Genomic DNA, 20,944 nt, shown 5'->3' on the forward strand with positions numbered 1-20,944 from the left:
ATCATATTTTTTGTAAATTTTATAGATAGTTTCCAATTTATATGAGGATTTAAACAATTTTACAGTTTAGAGCCTATTCATTACATACAAGGATTTAATAGCACTATTCCATTAGTGGTAAAAACAATCTCTATAAGAGTAAAAAGATGTAAATGTATAATCAAAAAATTATTGTTTTAAAAAATAATTAACAAGCGATCCAATAATCAATATAATGATAAAAATTAGGAATCCTTTGAAAGTAAATCCTTTCACTATATTTCTTTCTGGAATCCAATTATTATCATCATTGCGTACATTGCGTTTTTTGTTTTCCATGACTACACCTCTCTTAAATAATATGTTTTCCCCTGATAAAAATAATACAATAGAATTAGAGGAAACATAAAATTTAATGTCTAATTATAAATAATATTAAGATAAGGAGAGAATTAGTTTTTATTAAAGGAGGAACTTTCATATGAAATTACTTTTATCGTTCATTTCAAGTTTAATTTTAGTAGTGTTTCTATCTTTTAGTTCAAGTGCCTTTGCAGATTCTCAAATTGACTCTTCATCTAGTGTACTAAAAGTGGAGGAATTTTCTAGATATCAAATATCCGATGATTTATTGCTCCTATCCCCCTTAACAGTTTATAGAAATTAACATTTATATACTTTCTTTTGAGAACCCATCTTAATTCAAGAATCTATTAAATTTTCACTTTATATTCATCCCCTTATAAATGCATTATACTTTAGTGTTTATTAAATGGTATTATTGTATTAATATGGCAGGTTTTTTAATAGGCATATTTAGACACCTAATAGGTAAGTGGCTATTTTAATACATACAAATAATTTTTTTAAAAAAAGGATGGTTAAACATGGGCTTTTTTAGTTTAAAACAAGTATGTGGTGTATGTGAACAAGAAGTGGGTTTAAATCGGTTTCGAATAGCTAATAAAGAATGGGTGTGTGCTTCTTGTTATAAAGAAGCTAATCTAAAAAAATTAGGTCTTAATAAAAAGTATATTTTTCATATGACCGTCGAAGATATAAGAAATGCAATCCATACACAAAAAGAAAATAAACGCGAATTAAAAACATTTAATCCTACAAAAAGAGTGGGAAATTTTGTAGAGTTTGATGATAACAATAAAAAATGGCTTGTTTTATCCACAATTTTAGGGAAACGTAATAAATCTACTGTATATGACTATAGTGATATCCTCAATTTTGAATTACTAGAAGATGGCGAGACTATAATTTCTGGCGGCTTAGGTAGTGCTCTTGTGGGTGGAGCTTTATTTGGAGATACTGGTGCAATCGTAGGTGCAGTAACTGGCAAAAAGAAAATTAAAGGTATTTGTAGCAGTTTAAAATTAAAAATTACTTTAAACAATATTTACAACCCAGTCGTTTATGTTCACTTCATTGAGACGGATATGAAAAAAAGTGGCGTGCTATATCAAAATGCATATAATGCAGCTCATGAATGTCTATCTATTTTAGAATTAATTTGTAGTCAACAACAACCTACCGTTGAAGCAGTTAGACATCAAGGGCAAACAACTTCTGCAGCAGATGAGATATTGAAGTATAAACAACTATTGGATATGGGTGCAATAACACAAGCAGAATTTGAAGAAAAGAAAAACGAACTTTTAAAAGCTTAAAGAAGCGTTCACATGGACGCTTTTTCTTATCCTTAAAAAACAACGTCCCTATTTGATGAAGGAAGGATAGCGCTCGTAAAGATGACAAAATTAAAATTGAAAGTATCCTTGGAGGACCGACACGGATTGACGTGATAAGTTGTCCCTTAAAGATCTATCTCAAACATTGATATATCAACGTCTAAGCACAAAAAACACTCGCATAAAATTCGAGTGTTTCGAGCATGCTATGACAACCACTTCGGTTGGCCCCTTTACGTTAATAAGGATGTGCTTTAAAAATAATCGGGGATATTAAGTGAGCTGGAGTCGAACTCATTTTTTTTGAGTAATACATACAAACGCTATCTTTATACTTTTGACGATCATTAGGTATTACAATAAAACCTAATCCTATGTAAAATTCTCTCCCAATATCACTATAAAGGCAATATATAACTATGTGCCAGGATTCCCAATAAGTATAAAAAAGGAAAGTGGTACGTTCTTGAAGCAACAGATACCAAGTAAAAACTTTGTTTTGTGGCTTTTAAGTATGTATCCTATCCTCACTTTCATTAGAGAACGTTGTTTTGACAATTCATTTCTTCAATTAAAAAATCTCCTCCAATAGTTGTAAGTCTGGCTTTAGATAGTTCAACAGAGTAACTCTTTCATCAAATATTAAGAGAATATGTGTAGAATGAAAATAACGGAGGAAATTCAATTTCAAATCAGAGTTCTCTTTGATTTTTCATGCATTTATCTTGATAAAACCGCCCTTAATTTTCTGGCAATCAACATAGTTTTAGAAAGAAAATTTAATCTCTAAGGCGAATTTGTATAAATCAAATTGCTACAGGGTAGACTTTTTAAAGAAAATTCTGGAGGTGCGAATTACGTGTTTGAGAAAAAATTAGCACTTCATGAAACATTGGAATTTCATGAAGTCATTAACTTTATGACAACTAGTTTACTTAAATCAAAGCTAAGTCAAGGTGTAGTTTTTGATGATGATTTAAGAGCGTTATTGGTCAAAAATGTAAAATTATCTACCCCAGCACTCACTGCTATGGTTAAACTCTACTCTAAATCTGAATTAGAATATTAGGAGGACAATTGTATGGAAGACTATTTAGATCCTATAAATTCAATTGGAATGCCTGAACTAACTGATTCGGGGGTTGCTCTTGAGTTTTTACTAACAACCAAGACGGGTATTAGAAATCTTTCAATTGCTTTAACAGAAACAGCTTCCCCTACTCTTCAGAAAATCATGAAAACTCAGCTGGATGTCATGGTTGATTTATACTTTGAAATTTCTGAACTGATGTTAAAAAAAGAGTGGTTAAAACCTTATGATCTAAAAGGCCAAAAAGAACTAGATATTAAATCTGCCGAAAATGCGATTAGTATTGCGCAGTTGGATTTATTCCCTAAAAGTATGAACCGAAAAGGAATGTTCCCTACCCCACCGAAAAAATAAAAGAAAAAGAGGGATTTTTTAATGAAAGCTGTCACTTTTCAAGGCATAAAAAATGTTGAGGTTAAAGAAGTAAAAGACCCAAAAATTAAAAAAGCCGATGATATTATTGTTCGTTTAACCACTACTGCCATTTGCGGGTCCGACTTGCATTTGATTCATGGAATGATTCCGAATATTGGAAAAGACTATGTCATTGGCCATGAACCGATGGGCATTGTAGAAGAAGTTGGTAAAGGTGTGACGAAGGTTAAAAAGGGTGACCGAGTTGTCATTCCTTTTAATATTGCATGCGGGGAATGTTGGTATTGCAATCATGATTTGGAAAGTCAGTGTGATAATGCAAACGATAATGGCGAAATGGGTGCCTACTTTGGTTATTCAGACACAACAGGCGGTTTTCCAGGAGGACAGGCAGAGTATTTGAGGGTTCCATATGGTAATTTTATCCCATTCAAAATTCCAGAGAAATCTGAAGTTCCTGATGAAAGTCTAGTTCTCCTTGCCGATGCTGCTTCCACTGCTTTTTGGAGTGTAGAAAATGCCGGCGTAAAGAAAGGAGATACTGTTGTTATTCTTGGCTGTGGACCTGTTGGACTATTAGCACAAAAATTTGCTTGGTTGAAAGGAGCAGAAAGAGTAATCGCAGTGGACTACATCGGGTATCGTCTTAAACATGCCAAGAAAACAAATAACGTCGAAATTGTTAATTTTGAAGATCATGAAAATTGTGGTGAATATCTGAAAGAGATTACTAAAGGAGGGGCTGACGTTGTCATTGATTGTGTCGGAATGAGCGGAAAAATGACGCCTCTCGAATTTCTTGCAAGTGGCGTAAAACTTCAAAGTGGGGCTATGGGAGCCATTGTCACAGCCAGTCAAGCTGTCCGTAAAGGTGGAACTATCCAAATTACCGGTGTATATGGTGGTCGATACAACGCCTTCCCACTCGGAGATATTTTTCAGCGTAATGTAGCGATTCGTACTGGACAAGCCCCAGTTGTTCATATCATGCCTCATGTCTATAACTTAATTGCTGATGGTAAAGTGAGTGCAGGTGATATCATTACACATGTCCTCCCTCTCGAAAAAGCAAAACATGGTTATGAAATATTCGATACAAAACAGGAAGACTGTATAAAAGTGGTTTTAAAACCCTAAATATAAGTTTAAGTACTTTTGTATCCCTATTGCAAAAGTACTTTTTCTATTGCCCTTGGTTACATTTATATTTAGTACTTCTAAATTTTAATTAGTCTTGCACTTATCTACCTCCTTAGTAAACCACCTTAATGACGGTCTCATTGTTGTTAAAGTAGCCCTTTTTAACGTGTGCAATCGCTGCGGCTTTTTTGTTTACTAAATAATCTCCTTAAGTTATTTACTAATGTATCTTTTTATAAATTTTAACCATGCTATCCTTGCTTTAGCTAAAATAAGAAAAGGATGTGTAAGCATGGGTATTCTTGGTGGAAATCCTAAAAATGAACCGTTACATTACGGTGAAGTATTTGCTGTTTGGTCAAGCTTAATTGCAGACTATGGTATGATTTCTGGTTATCAAACATTTTATAATCACGCTGGCGATGAAGATTTGAAAAAAATTATTGAAGATATCATCGAACTTTCTAGGGAAGAAGTAAAACAATTAGAAAAAATCCTAAAAACAAATGGTATTGCTTTACCACCTGCATCTCCTGAAAGACCTGTAGCAAGAATGGAAAATATTCCTCCAGGAGCGAAATTTAACGATCCTGAAATTAGCGCTACTCTCAGTGCTGACCTAGCAGCTGGATTAGTTGCTTGCAGTCAAGCAATGGGCACCTCTACTCGCGAAGATATCGCATTAATGTATGGTCAATTCCATATTGCTAAGGCTCAACTTGGAGCTAAACTGTTACGTCTTAATAAAAATAAAGGTTGGTTAATACCACCACCATTACATGTAGATTATCCAGAAAAATAATATTTATTTTATTTACCTGACAAACCGTCCCCCAGTTAAAATCTGGGGGTTTCTTGTCATATTTAGATCGTCTGAGGATCTTTTTTATTTTTTAATGTATAAAATTCAATACAATCTTGAAAAGATAGATGTGTCACTGTCACACAAAATTTTTCTCTGGCTATAACGACCTCGCTGTTATAGCTTTTTTTATTTCTTTTTTAAAGGCTATAAACTATACAAACATAGTTTTACTATCATATAAATAGTAGTGTTTAGCTAGTTTCTCAGTTTGACACCACATGATTTGTTGGTTTAGGGTCACTCTGGTCCAGCGACCCTTTTAATGCTTTTGTAAATCACATATTTATAGTAGTAATATTGTTAACTTCACTACATAAATTAGCTTTGGGATGGCAAGCATCGAACCCCAGATGTACTTATAATGCTTTCCCCTTCGAGTTGTATTCGGATAATCCGAGGGCAACCGTAACGATTGAATGGGGCGGAAAGTAAAAGGAAGATACATTTTATTCTCGGGATACGCCTGAAACAATTTATAAAGTATATGCACACTCATTCGAAAAAGATGAGGTACACGCATCTAACCTCATGGATGATATCATCACTTTAAATTCATATTAAGAATCTTATGAAATCAAAAAATGGTGATTTTGGGGTACTTTTTGGGGTACACGTATTTTCTCCACTCTCCTCCTTGCATTACATTATTAATTTCATCTTTAGTGATTTTCTATAAACATTATCAACGTTTCCGCACAAAAAAACACTCGCATAAAATACGAGTGTTTCAAGCATACTATGACAACCACTTCGGTGGTGTGTTTTTTTCCCAGTAAATATCACCAAGATTGTTATGAGCCATAAAATTGTCCTCGGCACTATGGTAATGGAAGTTATAGTAATAGCCTTCTTGTGGACGCTTTTCAGTTCGTACGTGGAAACGAATTAAATCATCTCCTGTTTCGTTATTAACGATATTGAAGATTTTCTCTCCGTAGTTACCACTTGGTTTTTCTGTAATTGTGAGATTTGCCAGTGATCCGTCTTCTACATTTGCAACGGTCATCGCAATTGCTTCTTCCATTTTAGGGAAGATAATGGAGTCAAATTCATTGCTAATTTTAGGGCCAATTTTTGTTCCAAACTTCATATAGGACTGCTCTTTCGCTGCGTCAACAAGTAGCGCCCCATAGTCAATCGCCTCGTGCTGTATTTCGGTCGCTTCATCTGCTATTGTTTCTGGCTCAGCTGCTAGGGCAGTGCTCGTCCCTGGTGATGGACCAATGGAAGCACGATTAGATGGATTATGATCGAATGCGTCCCAAATTTCATGTGTTGGCGTAATTAATCCAAATGTTAAAAACGCAACCATTATGACGATACTTTTTTGAACCCACTTTTTCATTAATTAACACCTTCTCTTTTATGTACAAATTGGTAATTCTTCTTATAATATAATACGTCCCAACCAATAAAAGGTTTCATATTTCTATATTTCATTGTACAATAATTTATGTATAAATGTGTCGTTTTTTAAAAGGAGGTACAAAATATGTCAATCGTTATGGGTATTGGTCTTTTATTAATGTTAGGTTATTTAACTTCTTTATGTTACACGAACTAATTCATATTTTTTTCTTTAAATCCGCGAACTTTATTTAAGCTCGCGGATTTTTCATTTTCTTATCGCCAAATAGCTTGCTTGTAATCCCAATTTTCAAAAAATTCATTTTCTACTATTACTTCCTCATAAATTGGCACTAACAATTGATGAACAAGTTTTTGTACTTTATCGAACGGTAACGTCTGTTGATTAACTAATTGTTGCCATCTCTTGTTGTTAGTAGCGTCTAAATAAAGCTGTTTAGAGAACATTGATGGATATTTTTCTAGTGTTGTTTTATGTCGGTCAAATGTATCTGATATAGCCTCTTGTAAAACTCGACCTTCAAAATTCTGTGTACTTGCTAATAAATATACATCATAGTATTCTTTCATCGCTTGTTCGAATGCTGGGTATTGATATAGTAAGTTAAATTTATGTGCAATCATAAGCTCTGTTGAATAAGCTAATAACTCGATTGGCGTATTATCTAGTATTGACTGAATCGCTATCTTTTTTGGAGCCATTGCAATTTGATCAAAAAGATTAATCGTTATTTCTATGTATGTTGTTATGTGCCCTAAATGTGCAGGAATTCTAATATAAATTTGATTTTCATTACTATTAATAATTTCTAGTTCATCGCTAACAAATTGAATTCCATCCTCTTGTACATTCATCGAACAAATTTCTTTGAAAGCATGCTTTATAATGCTATCTTTGTTGGCCATTTTTTTAGTACACAATGTAATTCCAGTAGTAGATTTTTCGTAATCATTTGTTAATGTACCGATTAAAAAATCTCCATATAGCCAATACTGATCCTCGTAGCAAGAAGCTGCTAATCGAACTAGTAACCTTTCATGTGAATAGAGTGTTACAAATACCTCTAAGCCTTTTTGTTGTTGCTGAGCTACATCTGTTAATTGGTCCAATACAGGGATTGATACATCATTTACTTGTTTCATATGCCACCCTCATTTCAATCATTTTTCAGAATTTTTCAACCAAACTAGCATATATTTGATTTTTGAAAAAACTCTGTACTTCATTATTACTTATTTTCCCACAATAGTAAACGGTAATATAATCCAGAGATAGTTTGTCGTTTTTTGTCGTTATTTAGGAAAATAAAACGAAAAATACACCTGCCTTTTTTAAAAAAGCAGGTGCGAAATGGCAAATATTTATTATTACTGTTAATATTATCAAAAAAATTAGACAAGGGGCAGCTTCGCTTTTGCGAAACTACCCCTTTAGTATTTAATAGGTAACATTTCTGTAAATTGTAAAGTCTCAACCCAATCATCTGGGGAATATTATTTCGAAACGTTTTCGTTTCATCACCGCGGTAAAATTCCACTGTGTGCCCTCTAACTTAAGCAACGCAAACCCAACCTTCTTTTGCGTCCTTGCAGCCCCAAAGCATGCGCCAGTGTGAATAAGTATCCTAAAAAACAAAAAGCAGAATGCCAGATTACTGAAATTTGCTACCCAAAATAGCACGATTATTAGTATAGCATATTATCTTTTAAAAGTAAACCCATTATATGATATTACTTCTCTTATCATTACATTTCAAAATAAATAGCATAATGATTTGCACAGCGTGGATTAAAAGCAGCCATGCATTGCGGGCAAGATGATGACTCCATATAATCTTGGATAGTTAATTCATGTTTACAATGTCCACAAAGTATTGCCTTTACATTAAATTGTGATTGCTGCCAACGTTTAATGGCGTGTTTGGCATGTTCCTCATGACATTTATAGCAAGGATAATAGCGCTCGCAGCATGCAAACTTTATCGCGATAATATCTTTTTCAGTATGATAATGCATACATCTCGTTTCATTATCCATTACAGGTCCGAAAATCTCCATTTTATATACCACTCCATTTTATAAAAAATAACACAAGGACAAATAAAATTGTTACGAGCATTGCTATGAAATCTTTTTTCTCAAAATGTAGTTCAATATAGCTCGTCCGATTTTTACCATCGCCATATCCTCTAGCATCAATGGCATCACTTAATTGATCTGCCCTTTGTACTGTTGTAAACAGTAACGGTATAACAATTGGAACATACGCAAAAATACGTTGCATAAAAGGTAATGATTTAATATCAAACCCTCTTGATTTTTGCGCTAGCACAATTCTATTCAACTCCTCTAACACTGTTGGAATAAATCGAATGGCAATGACAATCATTAATGAAAATTGTTCAATTGGTACACGAAGCTTCGATAACGGTTTTAACAATTTTTCTAAACCTTTCGCTAAAATTAGTGGCTTTGTTGTAAGGGTTAACAAAGAAGCCAATAATACAAGAAGCAAAATACGCCAAACAAACCGTATGCCTGCTACCATACCTTCTAACGAAATGGTGATGAATCCGATTGACCATATTACCTGTCCTTGAGTAAAAAGCAGATGATAAATAAGTGTAAAGGATAAGATGAAAAGTAACGGCTTCAAACCTTTTAAAATTACAACAAAAGGGACTTTAGAAACAATTATTAGAGTAAATACAAAAAAAGTAGTGATTACATAGCTTGTTGCTGTATCTAATAGTAAGAAGCTTAGCATCAACATAAAAATACTGATGATCTTGATTCGAGGGTCTAATTGATGAAAAATGGAATGCTTGTCGACGTACTGCCCAATAATAATAGAACTACGCATTGAGCTTCCCTCTAAACTGTAGATACGGCTTAACTGCGTTGAAGATAGTATGCTCCATACAGTTTGCTACGGCTATTTTTTTCCCAAGTAATTGTTCCACTACTTTTAATAGTTGGATTTGGTCTGGCATTTTTAGGCCTGCACTTGTTACTATATGAGCCTGCTGCAAAAACAATTGGTTGGTAGTTAAATGTGCTTTTATTTCTCCCTCGTGAAGAACAATGACTTCATCAGCGTACTCCGCAACATCTTGCATTTGATGGGTAACAAACAGAACGGTATGATTCGTTTCTAATTGCCATTTCTTCAAAAGGTCTAGTATTGATGACTTGCTAGTTGGATCAAGTCCTGCAGTAGGTTCATCCAAAATCAGTAACTTTGGCTGCATTAATAATATTGATGCAATTGCTACACGCCGCTTTTGCCCTCCACTAAGTTGAAAAGGGGCGAGTGTTAAAATGGTTTCATCTAAGCCTATTGTCGCAAGCATCGCTGAAATACTTGCTCGTATTTCTTTTTCGGATTGTCCCCTTTGTTTTAGTCCAAACGCTAGTTCCTTATAAACTGTTGTTTCAAAAAACTGATGCTCTGGATATTGAAAGACATAGCCAATTTCTTGCAAATCTTTTGGTTGGCCTTTTCCACTTAGCGTAATAAGCTTATTATGTAGCCTATACTCCCCTTTAAAGTCTACTAATCCTTTTAACAATTGAACAAAGGTGGACTTACCTGCGCCTGTTTTCCCAATGACCGCAATCCATTTTCCATCTGCTATGGAACACGAAATATTTTTCAAGGCTGTTCGATGTTCATATGTAACAGTTACGTTTTTGAGCTCGTATCCCATCGTAAACGAATCGCCCCTTCCCAGTCTGCTGTTAATGACCATGCTTCATTTGCTAATTGATGAATTTTGACCGCTATCGGTTCCTGTAAGGAATAATCTCTAACATTGATTGTTTCAAATAGTACTATTGGATGCCCATCAAAGCAGATTTGACCGTTATCAAGTAAAAGTACACGATTTGATTGCATAACTTCATCCATATGGTGCGTGATATGGATAATCGTCATGCCTGCTTGATGCAGTGCATGCATAAGGGCTAATACTTGTTCCCTTCCTAATGGATCAAGCATTGACGTTGCCTCATCGAAAATAATGCATTGTGGACGCATTGCTAAAATTGCCGCAATCGCAACACGTTGCTTTTGTCCACCGGATAATTCATGTGGCATGCTATCTAAATATGTTTCCATATCAACTGCTTTGCTTGCCCATTGAACACACTGATCCATTTCTTCCTTTGGTAAACGAATATTTTCAAGCCCAAAAATGATTTCATCTCGAACGCTCGTTGTAATAAATTGATCTTCAGGATTCTGAAAAATAAAACCTATTTTCTGTCGAATTTCTTTTAAATCTACAGCATTACTTGTCTCCAAATGTTGAAATCGTACAACCCCGTTTTTCGGAAGGTATAAGCCATTCATTAATTTTGCAAGTGTTGATTTGCCACATCCATTTTTGCCGACAATTGATACAAATTCACCAGCCTGTATGGTAAAATGAATATCTTTTAAAATCGGTGCACTCTTTTTGTGATAAAAATTGACATGCTCAAATACTAGCATTTAAACACTTCCCTTTTGCTCATCGTACATGGCGAAAAAACGCTCTGGACTACTGGCAGAAATGCTTTGCTGTGGTCTCGTCCATTTCGTAACCGTTGTACCATTTACCCCAAATATTTCTCCCGTTAGATTTGCATCTTGCTGTGTTAATAATGTACCGATAAAGTGGGCAATATCCTCTGGAGTCCCCACCTTCCAATAATCAGGAAACGGTTCATTGCGTTGGGCATATTTTTTTGATATAAAATCAATCACAGGCTTCGTCATATCAGTTAACGCAGCAGGTGAAATGGCATTTACACGAATATTAAAAGGCTTCAACTCTTCCGCCAATGTCCATGTCATCCCAAGAATGCCTGCTTTCGCCGCACTATAATTGAGTTGGCCTTTGGAGCCCAATAGTCCAGCTGTTGACGTCATCAATAAAATATCACCGCCTCGATCAAGTAAATGAGGTAGTACACACGAAATACAGTAAAAGGCTCCGTGTAAATGCACATTGATAACATCTTGCCATTGCGTAGTTGTCATTCGCATACATTTTTCATCTCGGAGATTTCCTGCATTATGAATCAATATATCTATTTGCCCAAACTGTTCCATGACAAAGTCAATCATCCTAGACACCGCTTCAACATCCGCAATATCCGCACAATACCCTATTGCCCTATTTCCATTGGCAGAAATTTGTTGGACGACCTCATCAATTAATTGCTGGTTCGTGCCATTTACAACGACACTGTATTGACTATTCGCAAGATAAATAGCCGTACTGCGGCCAATTCCCCTTGTCGCCCCTGTAATAAGTACGACCCTACTCATGATCCCAACTCCTCTACTTCAAAATTTCCTAAAGCGATTTGGTCGTTGTTGCGATTCGATATCGATACTTCTATTCTAGTGTGATTTTCTATAAACAGAAATGTTACTTCTTCGTCTATAAGTAGTGGTTTCTGGAAGCGCATATTATAGCGAACAATCCATTTCAACGGATGTTCTTTCATATACAATGATTGCGCAAGTCCCATTAAATACATTCCATGAACAATCGGGCGTTCGAAGCCCGCTTGCTTCGCCGCCTCAGCATTAATATGAATCGCTGCATTATCCTTCGATACTTGTGCATAGTAGTGGACCTGTTTGGCAGTAACTGTTTTTTTCATATGGCAGCACCAACATGAATCAAAACTGTTTTTACTTGCACTATTTCTGTTCCTTGTTCAAAGCAATTTAACGTATAAGTATTAAAAGTCATTGGTCCTTGTTTTCCTTGTTTATGTTCTGTTTGACTTAACGCTAATTCACAGTCTAGTACCATGCCTTCTTGAATTGGTAATTGATAAATAAATTGCTGAGAGCCATGGAGAACTGGCATTGTGTCATGAAAATGCGCATGATTGAATTGTTGCCAAAATACGATTGGCATTGTAGCAGGAGCAATGAGCTTACCATGTAGATATTGCAACGGTGCATCTATACTTTTTGCATAGCGTTGTATCCACTCAGCCGTTACGGTTATTTTCTTAGTTGCTTTCATTTTATTGCCTCCACAAGCGTTGCAAGCCCCATGCCCCCACCAATTCCTAATGTTGCAAGTGCTCTTTTATACGGTTGATATTTCATTTCATAAAATAATCGTGTGATTAAAACAGCGCCTGATGCGCCGTATGGATGACCGATGGCAATTGCACCACCAGCACGATTAACCGTGTCCTCTGGAATTTGTAATGCTTGAATTGATGCTAACACCTGTGAGGCAAAAGCTTCATTAAATTCAACAATATCAATATCCTGTACGTTTAGTTGCTGCCTTTTCAAAAGTTTTTGTACAGCTGGTATTGGACCTATCCCTAAATAATTTGGATCGACACCTGAAGCCTGAGAATCGACAAATCGTAGTATCGGCTGTAATTGGAATTCAAGGCATTTTTCTAATGACATAACTAATACTAGCGCTGCGCCATCGTTTAACGGACAAGCATTTCCAGCTGTAACAGTACCATTTTCTAAAAAAACAGGGCTTAAAGATTGAAGCTTTTCTAAACTTGTATTTTCTCTTGGACATTCATCTAAAGTTATCCATTCCTCCTTTACTTGTAAAGGCACTATTTCATCGGCGAAACGATTTGATTTCATTGCTTGAATCGCCTTTTGATGGCTTTTGTATGCATAGTGGTCTTGAGCATGTCGTGATATGGAATATTTCTTTGCTACATTTTCAGCTGCAATCCCCATATCAGGATCTCCATACCGCTGTGGGGTAAATGGAGCGCGTGAATAGAATTGGGGCATTGCCATTAATGAGTTCGGCTTTTTCATTTTCCAAGGCGCTCGACTCGTACTTTCTACACCACCAGCTAAATAAACCTCTCCTGCTCCACTTTGAACGAATCTCGCAGCCATATTTATAGCTTCTAATCCTGAGCCACATTGACGGTCAATGGTAACACCTGGAATCGAAAATGGTAAATCTGCTTCTAAAGCAGCAAGTCTGGCTAAATTCCCTCCTGGTCCGACTGCATTACCTAAAATCACATCATCAATACAATCGCTTGGCAATGCTGTTTCTTTAATAATTTCTTTTATTAATGGAGCTACTAAATGCTCGGGTTCAAGTGTAGCTAGCTGACCACCAAACTTGCCGATTGGTGTTCGTTTTGCCATCACAATCACTGCGTCTCTCATGACATTACCTCCATTACCCAATCTTTCATTGCCTTACGAGCTATTTTTCCACTGCTTGTATAAATGAATTTTTGTACCGTTACTAATTGTTTAGGTAACTTAAAACTAGCTAAAAACTGCGCCCCAAATTGTTGAAGTTCCTCTAGTGAAATCGTTTGGTCAACTCGCCATTTTATACAGGCAATAAGCCGCTCTCCCCAATATTCATCTGGCACTCCAATTATTATCAAGTCATCTATGGCACTATGTCGTTTTAGCACTGTTTCCACTTCTTCTGGATACACATTTAAGCCACCTGTAATCAACATATTTTTAGCTCGACCAATTAAATGTAATGCACCCGCTTCATCTTGCATCATATAGTCTCCTGTTTTTAACCAACCTTCATAAAAAACTGCATTTGTTTCTTCGGGTAATTGAAAATAACGAGTGAACATCATATCACTACGAATATAGAGTAATCCAATTTCACCAGTAGGCACTTCACGTTGGTCGTTATCTCGGATGGAAATCTCTACACCAGGAAAAGGAATCCCGACAACATGTTCTTCCATCGTTTGATGGACAGCCAAATAACTAATATAACTTGCTTCAGAAGAACCGTAGAATTCAAATAATTTCGCTGAGCCAAACACCTTTTTTGCTTGTGCTTTGGATTGTACAGACCATTTAGCTCCGGAAGAAATGATAGCTTGTGCAGGCATATCTTCCAAGCCATCTAATCTCAATAACTTTTCAATCATTGTTGGCACAAGAAATAAAATCATATTTGGCACCTCTCGGCAATACTTGACTACCTTTTCTTCCTCAAAAGTGGACAGAATATGAAACGTCCCACCAAAATATAAACTTTGCATTAGCGCAAATAATGACAATGACTGCACGAATGGTCCAGGTGCTAAAAAATTTTTTAAAGGATTTAACTGAAATGCTTGTTTTGTTGCCATAAAGCTTTTCAGCCAAGAATTGTGTGTTCGTTCGTACCCTTTTGGCATGCCAGTTGTACCAGAGGTAAAGCCTATAAATAACGGGTCTTTCGCATGATTAACAGAAGCTTCTTCTGTTAAAGTAGAAAACCATTCTTCGTAAGAAGCTACTTGCTTGCCCGAAAATACATACGTGTCGATATGCGTGAAACGATGCATATTATCCTTAAGCTTACACTCAAGAAAAATCATTCTCGGCTGTGCTTGTTTTAATACCAACTCGATTTCATGTAAACTCCACTTTGGATCAAGCAAAATCGGCACACAACCTGCGTACATAATTCCTAAAAAAACTTCCACAAATTCAATCCGATTGCTTGATAATATCGCAATTTTTTCATGTTCAAGTCCTTTACATTGAATACCTTTTGCAATTTTTTTCATTGCACTTACTAATTGTTCGTATGTATAAGACCGTTCCTCATGAATTAGGGCAATCCCCTTTGGCTGATGAACTGCATGTTCGATAATGGGTTCGATGATGTTCATTTCTTCACACACCTTTAAAAATATCTTATTCTACATCGCTATTTAGCTTTTGTTCAATTGGACTAACTGCCCTTAATTGCAAAACAATAATTGCTGCAATAATTGCCTTTATACAATCTCCAGGTAAATATACTAATGCTCCCACTAAACCAGCCCAAATAGATGTTTGTGTAATTAATGCCATAACAGGTGCACCTATTAAACTAACTAGTAATACACCAAATACAAAATTAATAATTAGTAATTTCCATATTTTAATAGAAGACCATAATTTCTCAGTTGCAAAACCAATGAGAAAAGCGGCAATCGGCCAACTAAAAATATAGCCTGCTGATGGACCAACTAATACCGAAAAGCCACCTCGTCCACCAGATAATAAAGGTAAACCTAAAGCAACTAAAACAATAAACAGTACGAGACTAATTGCCCCAGTTTTCTTTCCTAAAAATCCTCCTGCTAACATTACACCTAATGTTTGTGCTGTTATTGGTACAGGAATAAAACCTACTGAAATTGGAGGAATCAATCCTAGAGCCGCTATTAATGCCGCAAAAAGTGCCGCATACACCATTTCTTTAGTTGTCATATAAAAAACCTCTCTTTAAAAATATTTATGCAATAAACCAGTTTCTTTGTATGTGAATTATAATAGCGCTAAAATTCATTTGTGTAAACTTATTTTGTTTTAAAAGTTGACTCAAATTATAAATTAATATATTTAAGAAGTTGTTTTTCTTTTTTCAAGACATGGTTTTCGACAAGAAAAAAGAACAGACATTTTATTTAGTCTGTTCTAATCGTCATTCTTATTTAATTGTAAATCGGTATGCCGATTTTATTGCTTCAAAATAACGCCATAATGGAATTTTGACGTTACACGTGTCAATCTTGAAAAATGGTATCTTTCAAACCATGCCGATCGAAAGTGAGCCTTTAAAACGACACGCTTTTTTGCTACTCGTTTCGCTTCTGCTACCCATTCATCGGTCAATGTTATATGTGCGCCAGCCGTGCGAAGTGCTTGAAAATTATTCGATTCTTCTATTATTTCTTCGAACATCGGATCCATATAAACGACATCAAATGCATCGTCTGGCTGTAATTTTAAATATGCAATCGCTTCTGCCTGCACAACTTCAATTTGTCGCATACATGCGGTTAAAGGAAGCTCCGATGTATCATACGTGTTCATACCATGTGCCACAATAAACGCCACATTAGGATCTGCCTCTAACCCAACCACTCGCCCAGATTCCCCGACAACAAAAGCAGCTAGCATCGCATCTGCACCTAAACCTAATGTACAATCTAATAAAGTATCATTTTTTTCTAGCTGAGCTGCCTCTAAAAACGGTTCAATTTCTCCACGTGCCACCCGCTTTAAACGAAATGCGGCGGAATTTGGATGAAAGAAAAAAGGCTCGTCCGCTCCAAATGCATAATATTCATAGCGATTTTTTCCTGCAACAATGACGTTTGCCTGCATTTGCTCTGAAATTTTACGAATTGAACGCTTATTACGAGCCACAAATGGAACATGTAACGTATCACACACAAAACCAGCGAGCACCATCGACATGTCGTCTGGTCTGCCCGCTGTAGTCACAATCGTTTTTATTTCTCGCATGTTTGTTCTAAAACGCCTGTTAAATGCGCTGTAATTTGCTCCACTGGAAAACCTTCAATTTGTTCACGTGGAATAAAGTAAGCCAATTCCCCATCTTTTAAAATAGCCATTGACGGCGAGCTTGGTGGCACATCCTCAAAGAAACCACGCATAGCAGCAGTAGCTTCAGGATCTTGCCCTGCAAATACTGTTACAAGATTATCCGGTTTTACCGTACCTACCGCTTCACGTGCTGCTGGACGCGCTAACCCAGCTGCACATCCACAAACCGAATTAATGACAACCAAAGAAGTCCCTTTTGCCTCCGCCATAAATTCATTCACAGCATCAGCCGTTGTCAACTCACTAAATCCAGCCTCCACCAATTCTTCACGCATCGGCTTCACTACCTGTTTCATATATTCGTCGTAAGCGTTCATGCTTTTACCCTCTTTCATATGTAATCACAAAGCCCATTATAGCAAGGTTTCTTACGAATGTACAAAAACTTGTTTTCGCCCAAATTCACATGTTTTCGGGAGAAATGTAACTTTTTCGTGACTTTCGTGACTTTTTTTGTGTAACGAAGTCGGATTGGTTGGGGATTGTTTTACACCTAAAAATTGGGACGAGAGTTTTTCGTTTCAAGAAATATCAGAACAAAAAGACAGAATTTTTTCTACACGTTTTGTAGATTAAATCTGCCTTTTGGACCGAATATTCAACTAATGCTCTCTTTTACTAGAATAAAGAAGTGTAGAATCTGCGGATGTTTCAGTTACTTACTATTGAAAAAAGTTGGTGCAGTGTCTACGTTTTTTAACCACCGATATTCTAGACCATCTATTCTATCTTTAATCCAGACATCTCCTTGGTTTTCTTTTTTAGCTGTTCGATACCAAGTAATCCTTGAACCAACTACTTGAGGAGTATTATCTATTTTATTGTTCTTTGGAAATGTAAACTGCCTTTGTTCTCCTGATTCAAGATTAATTACATATAGCGCTGTATACATAGTTGGAACTGGTCCCAATTTCCATGCTTTGTTTTCTTTTGCCCGAGCAACAATTATTTCATCTAGAGAAAGCCATTCCAAATCTAGGTCTACATATCCTTTAGGTGTATAGTCCTTTTGTTTATTCGCTGTAGGGATCTCGGTAACTGTTGTATCCTTGTTTTCAACAAAAAATCTTCCTTCACCCGATATGTAGGCTAGTTGATTTTTTGATGGAGCCCACTTTATCCAATTTTCATACCCAAGCATTTTCCCTATCACTTGAAATTGATCACCTACTGATGAAAGTACTGATAATGTATTGCTATCATTGGACCAAGACGCTGTGGGTGTTAATAGAAAACTAATCCAGCTCCCATCAGGACTAAACGTTAAATAGTCAGCATCAATAGCGAATAAGTCCGTTGTATTTGTTTGAATGGTGTAAAAGGGCTTTATTTTATTCGTATCGAGATTGGCATCTAAGGGCACTTTAAAAAGACGAACAGGTTCCCATCCAGTAGGAAGTAAATTAGATTGAGATGAAACGATAAACGCTTTTCCATCGGGGAACCATTCAAAATCACTAACACCTAGAGATACATTTTCAAAACCTTGTGGTCGCCCATTTTCAGTTTTTGTAACGTTTAGGATACCTCCCGAATTGTAAGCTAGTTGATTGGATGTTGGCGACCATTTGATTTCATTTGCTTCAATTATAGGATACGGCTTATAACTTTCCTTTTTCTTCACATCATAAATATATAAATTCGTTTTTCCATCCTCTTCCTTACCTGCTAAATAGGCAATAAATTGACCGTCTTTTGACCACTTTGGAGAGGATACATACTGACCTGTCGTAAGCTGTAGTTCCTTATCACCCTCTTTTATCCAAAGCTGGTGGTCTCGTATGAAAGCAGCTTTAAGTGGGCCGTCAGCAGAAACACCTATTGAAAAATTAAAACTAATAAATAGTATTAATAATAAAACCCTAATTGCCATTAATCATCCCACCTTTTTATCATAGGATGTTCTAATGAAGGGATTAAATTCGTCCATTAATCATAACAAATGCTGGATTGTTGGTTTTCACCACTACCATCTTCCATTACCTGCTCCGTTATTCGAATAGCAACAATCAGAAAACAGCCAATATATAAAAGCCCAGACTCAGATTAAATGATTCTGGACTTTTTCCGTTTATTTTGTTGCTCTACGTTGCTGAATCGTAATATACAAACCAATCAAACGATCAGTTGTCATGGTTCCACTTTGTAAATCCTTCAAATGTGAAGCATTAATAATCCCCTCCTTCACAGCCTGTGCAATAAAGTTCTCTGTTTCAGTTCTCATCGCTGGTGAACCTGGATTCCACGTTGTGTTTGCCACGTTGATTTCCTCCCTCTTGTCTTTTACAATTAATTGGACTTTCATTTTGCTGTTGCTTGGCACGAGTACTTGTCCTTCTAATTTGTACCCTCTAGGCATCTTCCAATTGCGCTTCACTTCAAAATGAGGTCGATCAATTCTACGTGCCCAATCACCGCCCCACGTAATACCTAACTTACGAGCGATTGCCCCGACTTTTGTTAATGTATCTACATCATATAAGGGTTTCGGGGGAGCTACCGCAATGTCCCATGCTAAACGTGAAGTGTGATTGCTTGAGAGTGTCCACGTTACAATTTTGCCTGGTCTTGTACGCCCCTGCTGATACAAATAATTTTGGCGTGCTTGTGAACGATATGTTTCGGTAATAAAGATGTCTTTTATCCCTGCTTTATAGCACTGTTGAAAGAGCACTCTGCACGCGGTTTGCGCTACTGGTAGTAATTCACCTAAATTTCGGCATGTAGTTGTAACACTCATTGTTTATCATCCTTTTTATCATCATTGTCGATTTGTAGCTGTTTAAAAGAGTTCGTTAAAAACTTCGGTACTTTCAACCCTAGCTTTCCAAGATTCTCAATCATACTGATTCCTTCCATACCAATTAGAAAAAGAATCATGGCATTGCGCATAAAGTTGCCACTTTCGGTTGCCAAGTCCAGTTGTACTGCTGCAATGACCATCAAAATCATGGCCACTTTTTTAAACAGTCCTATTAATGCTTTTCTGCTATCAACGTTTTTCACAACAAACGCAACCATAACGCCTAAAATATAATCAATCGCCATAAAAATAACGAATGCTTTGATTAAATGGTCAATGCCACCAACAAAATAGGCGACCCCTGCCACGGAGCCGCCTACAAGTGATGTATATAATGTGTCTGTTTTCATTGGATACCTTCCTTATGCATAAAATAGCCCTCCACTAATGTTAGTGGAAGGCAATAAAATAATTTTTAATTAAAATTTATTTAGACAGAGCATGGAATTGTTCTTTCGCGAAAATCCCTTCTTCAATGGACATTTTCAACAATTCAAACAAACTTTCTTTTTCTAAATCTAATGCACTCTTAATAAATCTCAATACACCATTCTCATTTATTTTATACCAGGCGAAACGAACTTCAATTCTTTTAAGGGCTTTTACATAAATTTCTTCAATTGCATATACATTTTCTCCATCCTGAATTTTAACTTGTTTCAAGATATCGCAATACTCAGTTGATTTAACGATATTTACCATAAACTTCACTCCTTTCATTTTCAATGTAATCACAAAGTAGTAAAGTATGCTCTAATAACTTTTTGACAATAAAAATAACGCTAAGCCTTTGCTTGCGTTTGTTGTGCATCCATTATAGTTAATAGCTCTGTGTATTCTTGATCTTCTAATTGATTATTAGCATAAAAGACATTTACCTTATTCAGCATAGCCGCATGTCCATAACGTTTACGGTCAATTAAAAACTTACATAATTCAAATACCTTCATCTTATTTTCCTCCTAATCCCAATTCAGATCTCGATACTAGGTACTCAACATTTAATAATATTTGTGCTTGTATTTCTTCAACTGTCGGTTGTGATTCAAATGGTGGTGCCTTAGCAATGACTGGTGCTGTGAACTCTCCCGTTTCGCTATTGTATAAAAAACCTTCTTTGATTTCTTCACGACCTGTAATTTCTAAAAAATCCTCAGCATTTGGATATGGGGGTAATTCTTCTGCTTCGAAAATCCAGTATGCTGTATTATCTACTATTTGAACAAACTTTTTCATTTGT

25 protein-coding genes are annotated in these 20,944 nt (G+C 36.1%); 5 read left to right on the plus strand and 20 right to left on the minus strand.

Annotated elements, in window-relative coordinates:
* Positions 1-866: 866 nt before the first annotated feature.
* The 5 genes from FH508_RS12715 (at position 867) to FH508_RS12735 (ending at position 5,086) form a co-directional block, all read left to right on the plus strand.
* Positions 867-1,658, plus strand: a complete 792-nt coding sequence (locus FH508_RS12715; RefSeq protein ID WP_172771671.1) for an SHOCT domain-containing protein — start codon at positions 867-869, stop codon at positions 1,656-1,658.
* An 880-nt stretch (positions 1,659-2,538) separates the two neighbouring features.
* Positions 2,539-2,748, plus strand: coding sequence for a spore coat protein (locus FH508_RS12720; protein WP_172771672.1), 210 nt, complete (start codon positions 2,539-2,541; stop codon positions 2,746-2,748).
* Positions 2,749-2,760: 12 nt separating this feature from the next.
* Entirely contained in the window at positions 2,761-3,123 is a 363-nt protein-coding gene (locus FH508_RS12725; protein ID WP_172771673.1) for a spore coat protein, read from the plus strand.
* A gap of 21 nt (positions 3,124-3,144) precedes the next feature.
* Positions 3,145-4,281 carry a zinc-dependent alcohol dehydrogenase gene (locus tag FH508_RS12730; RefSeq protein WP_172771674.1) on the plus strand — a complete coding sequence of 379 codons (1,137 nt, stop codon included), beginning with the start codon at positions 3,145-3,147 and terminating at the stop codon, positions 4,279-4,281.
* A 295-nt stretch (positions 4,282-4,576) separates the two neighbouring features.
* Complete coding sequence (locus FH508_RS12735; RefSeq protein WP_172771675.1) at positions 4,577-5,086, plus strand: DUF3231 family protein; 510 nt, start codon at positions 4,577-4,579, stop codon at positions 5,084-5,086.
* 799 nt (positions 5,087-5,885) lie between these two features.
* Here FH508_RS12735 and FH508_RS12740 read toward each other — a convergent pair.
* The 20 genes from FH508_RS12740 to FH508_RS12835 all read right to left on the minus strand — a co-directional run bounded on the left by FH508_RS12740 (position 5,886) and on the right by FH508_RS12835 (position 20,940).
* Positions 5,886-6,494: a YpjP family protein gene (locus FH508_RS12740; RefSeq protein WP_172771676.1), complete on the minus strand. Its 609-nt coding sequence runs from the start codon at positions 6,492-6,494 to the stop codon at positions 5,886-5,888.
* Positions 6,495-6,772: 278 nt separating this feature from the next.
* Entirely contained in the window at positions 6,773-7,660 is an 888-nt protein-coding gene (locus FH508_RS12745) for a nucleotidyl transferase AbiEii/AbiGii toxin family protein (RefSeq protein ID WP_172771677.1), read from the minus strand.
* Between the two features lie 603 nt (positions 7,661-8,263).
* Complete coding sequence (locus FH508_RS12750; protein WP_172771678.1) at positions 8,264-8,575, minus strand: CHY zinc finger protein; 312 nt, start codon at positions 8,573-8,575, stop codon at positions 8,264-8,266.
* A 1-nt stretch (position 8,576) separates the two neighbouring features.
* Positions 8,577-9,380: an energy-coupling factor transporter transmembrane component T family protein gene (locus tag FH508_RS12755; protein ID WP_172771679.1), complete on the minus strand. Its 804-nt coding sequence runs from the start codon at positions 9,378-9,380 to the stop codon at positions 8,577-8,579.
* Positions 9,373-10,227 carry an ATP-binding cassette domain-containing protein gene (locus tag FH508_RS12760; protein ID WP_172771680.1) on the minus strand — a complete coding sequence of 285 codons (855 nt, stop codon included), beginning with the start codon at positions 10,225-10,227 and terminating at the stop codon, positions 9,373-9,375. The genes FH508_RS12755 and FH508_RS12760 overlap by 8 nt, the downstream gene beginning before the upstream one ends.
* On the minus strand, positions 10,203-11,012 hold the full coding sequence (locus tag FH508_RS12765) for an ATP-binding cassette domain-containing protein (RefSeq protein WP_172771681.1): 810 nt from the start codon (positions 11,010-11,012) through the stop codon (positions 10,203-10,205). Before FH508_RS12765 ends, FH508_RS12760 begins: the two co-directional genes overlap by 25 nt.
* Complete coding sequence (locus FH508_RS12770; protein ID WP_172771682.1) at positions 11,013-11,834, minus strand: SDR family NAD(P)-dependent oxidoreductase; 822 nt, start codon at positions 11,832-11,834, stop codon at positions 11,013-11,015. It lies immediately after the preceding gene.
* Positions 11,831-12,175: a MaoC family dehydratase gene (locus FH508_RS12775; RefSeq protein WP_172771683.1), complete on the minus strand. Its 345-nt coding sequence runs from the start codon at positions 12,173-12,175 to the stop codon at positions 11,831-11,833. Before FH508_RS12775 ends, FH508_RS12770 begins: the two co-directional genes overlap by 4 nt.
* The gene (locus FH508_RS12780; protein WP_172771684.1) at positions 12,172-12,549 is read right to left on the minus strand and encodes an FAS1-like dehydratase domain-containing protein; all 378 of its coding nucleotides are present in this window, start codon (positions 12,547-12,549) and stop codon (positions 12,172-12,174) included. The genes FH508_RS12775 and FH508_RS12780 overlap by 4 nt, the downstream gene beginning before the upstream one ends.
* Entirely contained in the window at positions 12,546-13,697 is a 1,152-nt protein-coding gene (locus FH508_RS12785; RefSeq protein ID WP_172771685.1) for a thiolase family protein, read from the minus strand. Before FH508_RS12785 ends, FH508_RS12780 begins: the two co-directional genes overlap by 4 nt.
* Positions 13,694-15,172 (minus strand): AMP-binding protein, encoded by a 1,479-nt coding sequence (locus FH508_RS12790; protein WP_172771686.1) that lies wholly within the window; start codon positions 15,170-15,172, stop codon positions 13,694-13,696. Before FH508_RS12790 ends, FH508_RS12785 begins: the two co-directional genes overlap by 4 nt.
* Positions 15,173-15,197: 25 nt before the next feature.
* Positions 15,198-15,758, minus strand: coding sequence for a biotin transporter BioY (locus FH508_RS12795; protein WP_172771687.1), 561 nt, complete (start codon positions 15,756-15,758; stop codon positions 15,198-15,200).
* A 249-nt stretch (positions 15,759-16,007) separates the two neighbouring features.
* Positions 16,008-16,799: a class I SAM-dependent methyltransferase gene (locus FH508_RS12800; RefSeq protein ID WP_172771688.1), complete on the minus strand. Its 792-nt coding sequence runs from the start codon at positions 16,797-16,799 to the stop codon at positions 16,008-16,010.
* Positions 16,787-17,218: a BrxA/BrxB family bacilliredoxin gene (locus FH508_RS12805; RefSeq protein ID WP_172771689.1), complete on the minus strand. Its 432-nt coding sequence runs from the start codon at positions 17,216-17,218 to the stop codon at positions 16,787-16,789. The genes FH508_RS12800 and FH508_RS12805 overlap by 13 nt, the downstream gene beginning before the upstream one ends.
* A 338-nt stretch (positions 17,219-17,556) precedes the next feature.
* Positions 17,557-18,774 (minus strand): PD40 domain-containing protein, encoded by a 1,218-nt coding sequence (locus FH508_RS12810; protein WP_172771690.1) that lies wholly within the window; start codon positions 18,772-18,774, stop codon positions 17,557-17,559.
* Between the two features lie 198 nt (positions 18,775-18,972).
* The gene (locus FH508_RS12815) at positions 18,973-19,641 is read right to left on the minus strand and encodes a M15 family metallopeptidase (protein ID WP_172771691.1); all 669 of its coding nucleotides are present in this window, start codon (positions 19,639-19,641) and stop codon (positions 18,973-18,975) included.
* Positions 19,638-20,054 (minus strand): phage holin family protein, encoded by a 417-nt coding sequence (locus tag FH508_RS12820; protein ID WP_172771692.1) that lies wholly within the window; start codon positions 20,052-20,054, stop codon positions 19,638-19,640. The genes FH508_RS12815 and FH508_RS12820 overlap by 4 nt, the downstream gene beginning before the upstream one ends.
* 76 nt (positions 20,055-20,130) lie before the next feature.
* Complete coding sequence (locus tag FH508_RS12825; protein WP_081769896.1) at positions 20,131-20,406, minus strand: hypothetical protein; 276 nt, start codon at positions 20,404-20,406, stop codon at positions 20,131-20,133.
* Between the two features lie 80 nt (positions 20,407-20,486).
* Positions 20,487-20,654, minus strand: coding sequence for a hypothetical protein (locus tag FH508_RS12830; protein ID WP_172771693.1), 168 nt, complete (start codon positions 20,652-20,654; stop codon positions 20,487-20,489).
* Between the two features lies 1 nt (position 20,655).
* Positions 20,656-20,940: a hypothetical protein gene (locus FH508_RS12835; protein WP_172771694.1), complete on the minus strand. Its 285-nt coding sequence runs from the start codon at positions 20,938-20,940 to the stop codon at positions 20,656-20,658.
* Positions 20,941-20,944: the final 4 nt, after the last annotated feature.

This window comes from Lysinibacillus sp. CD3-6 (assembly GCF_006351725.2).
Taxonomy (GTDB): domain Bacteria; phylum Bacillota; class Bacilli; order Bacillales_A; family Planococcaceae; genus Lysinibacillus.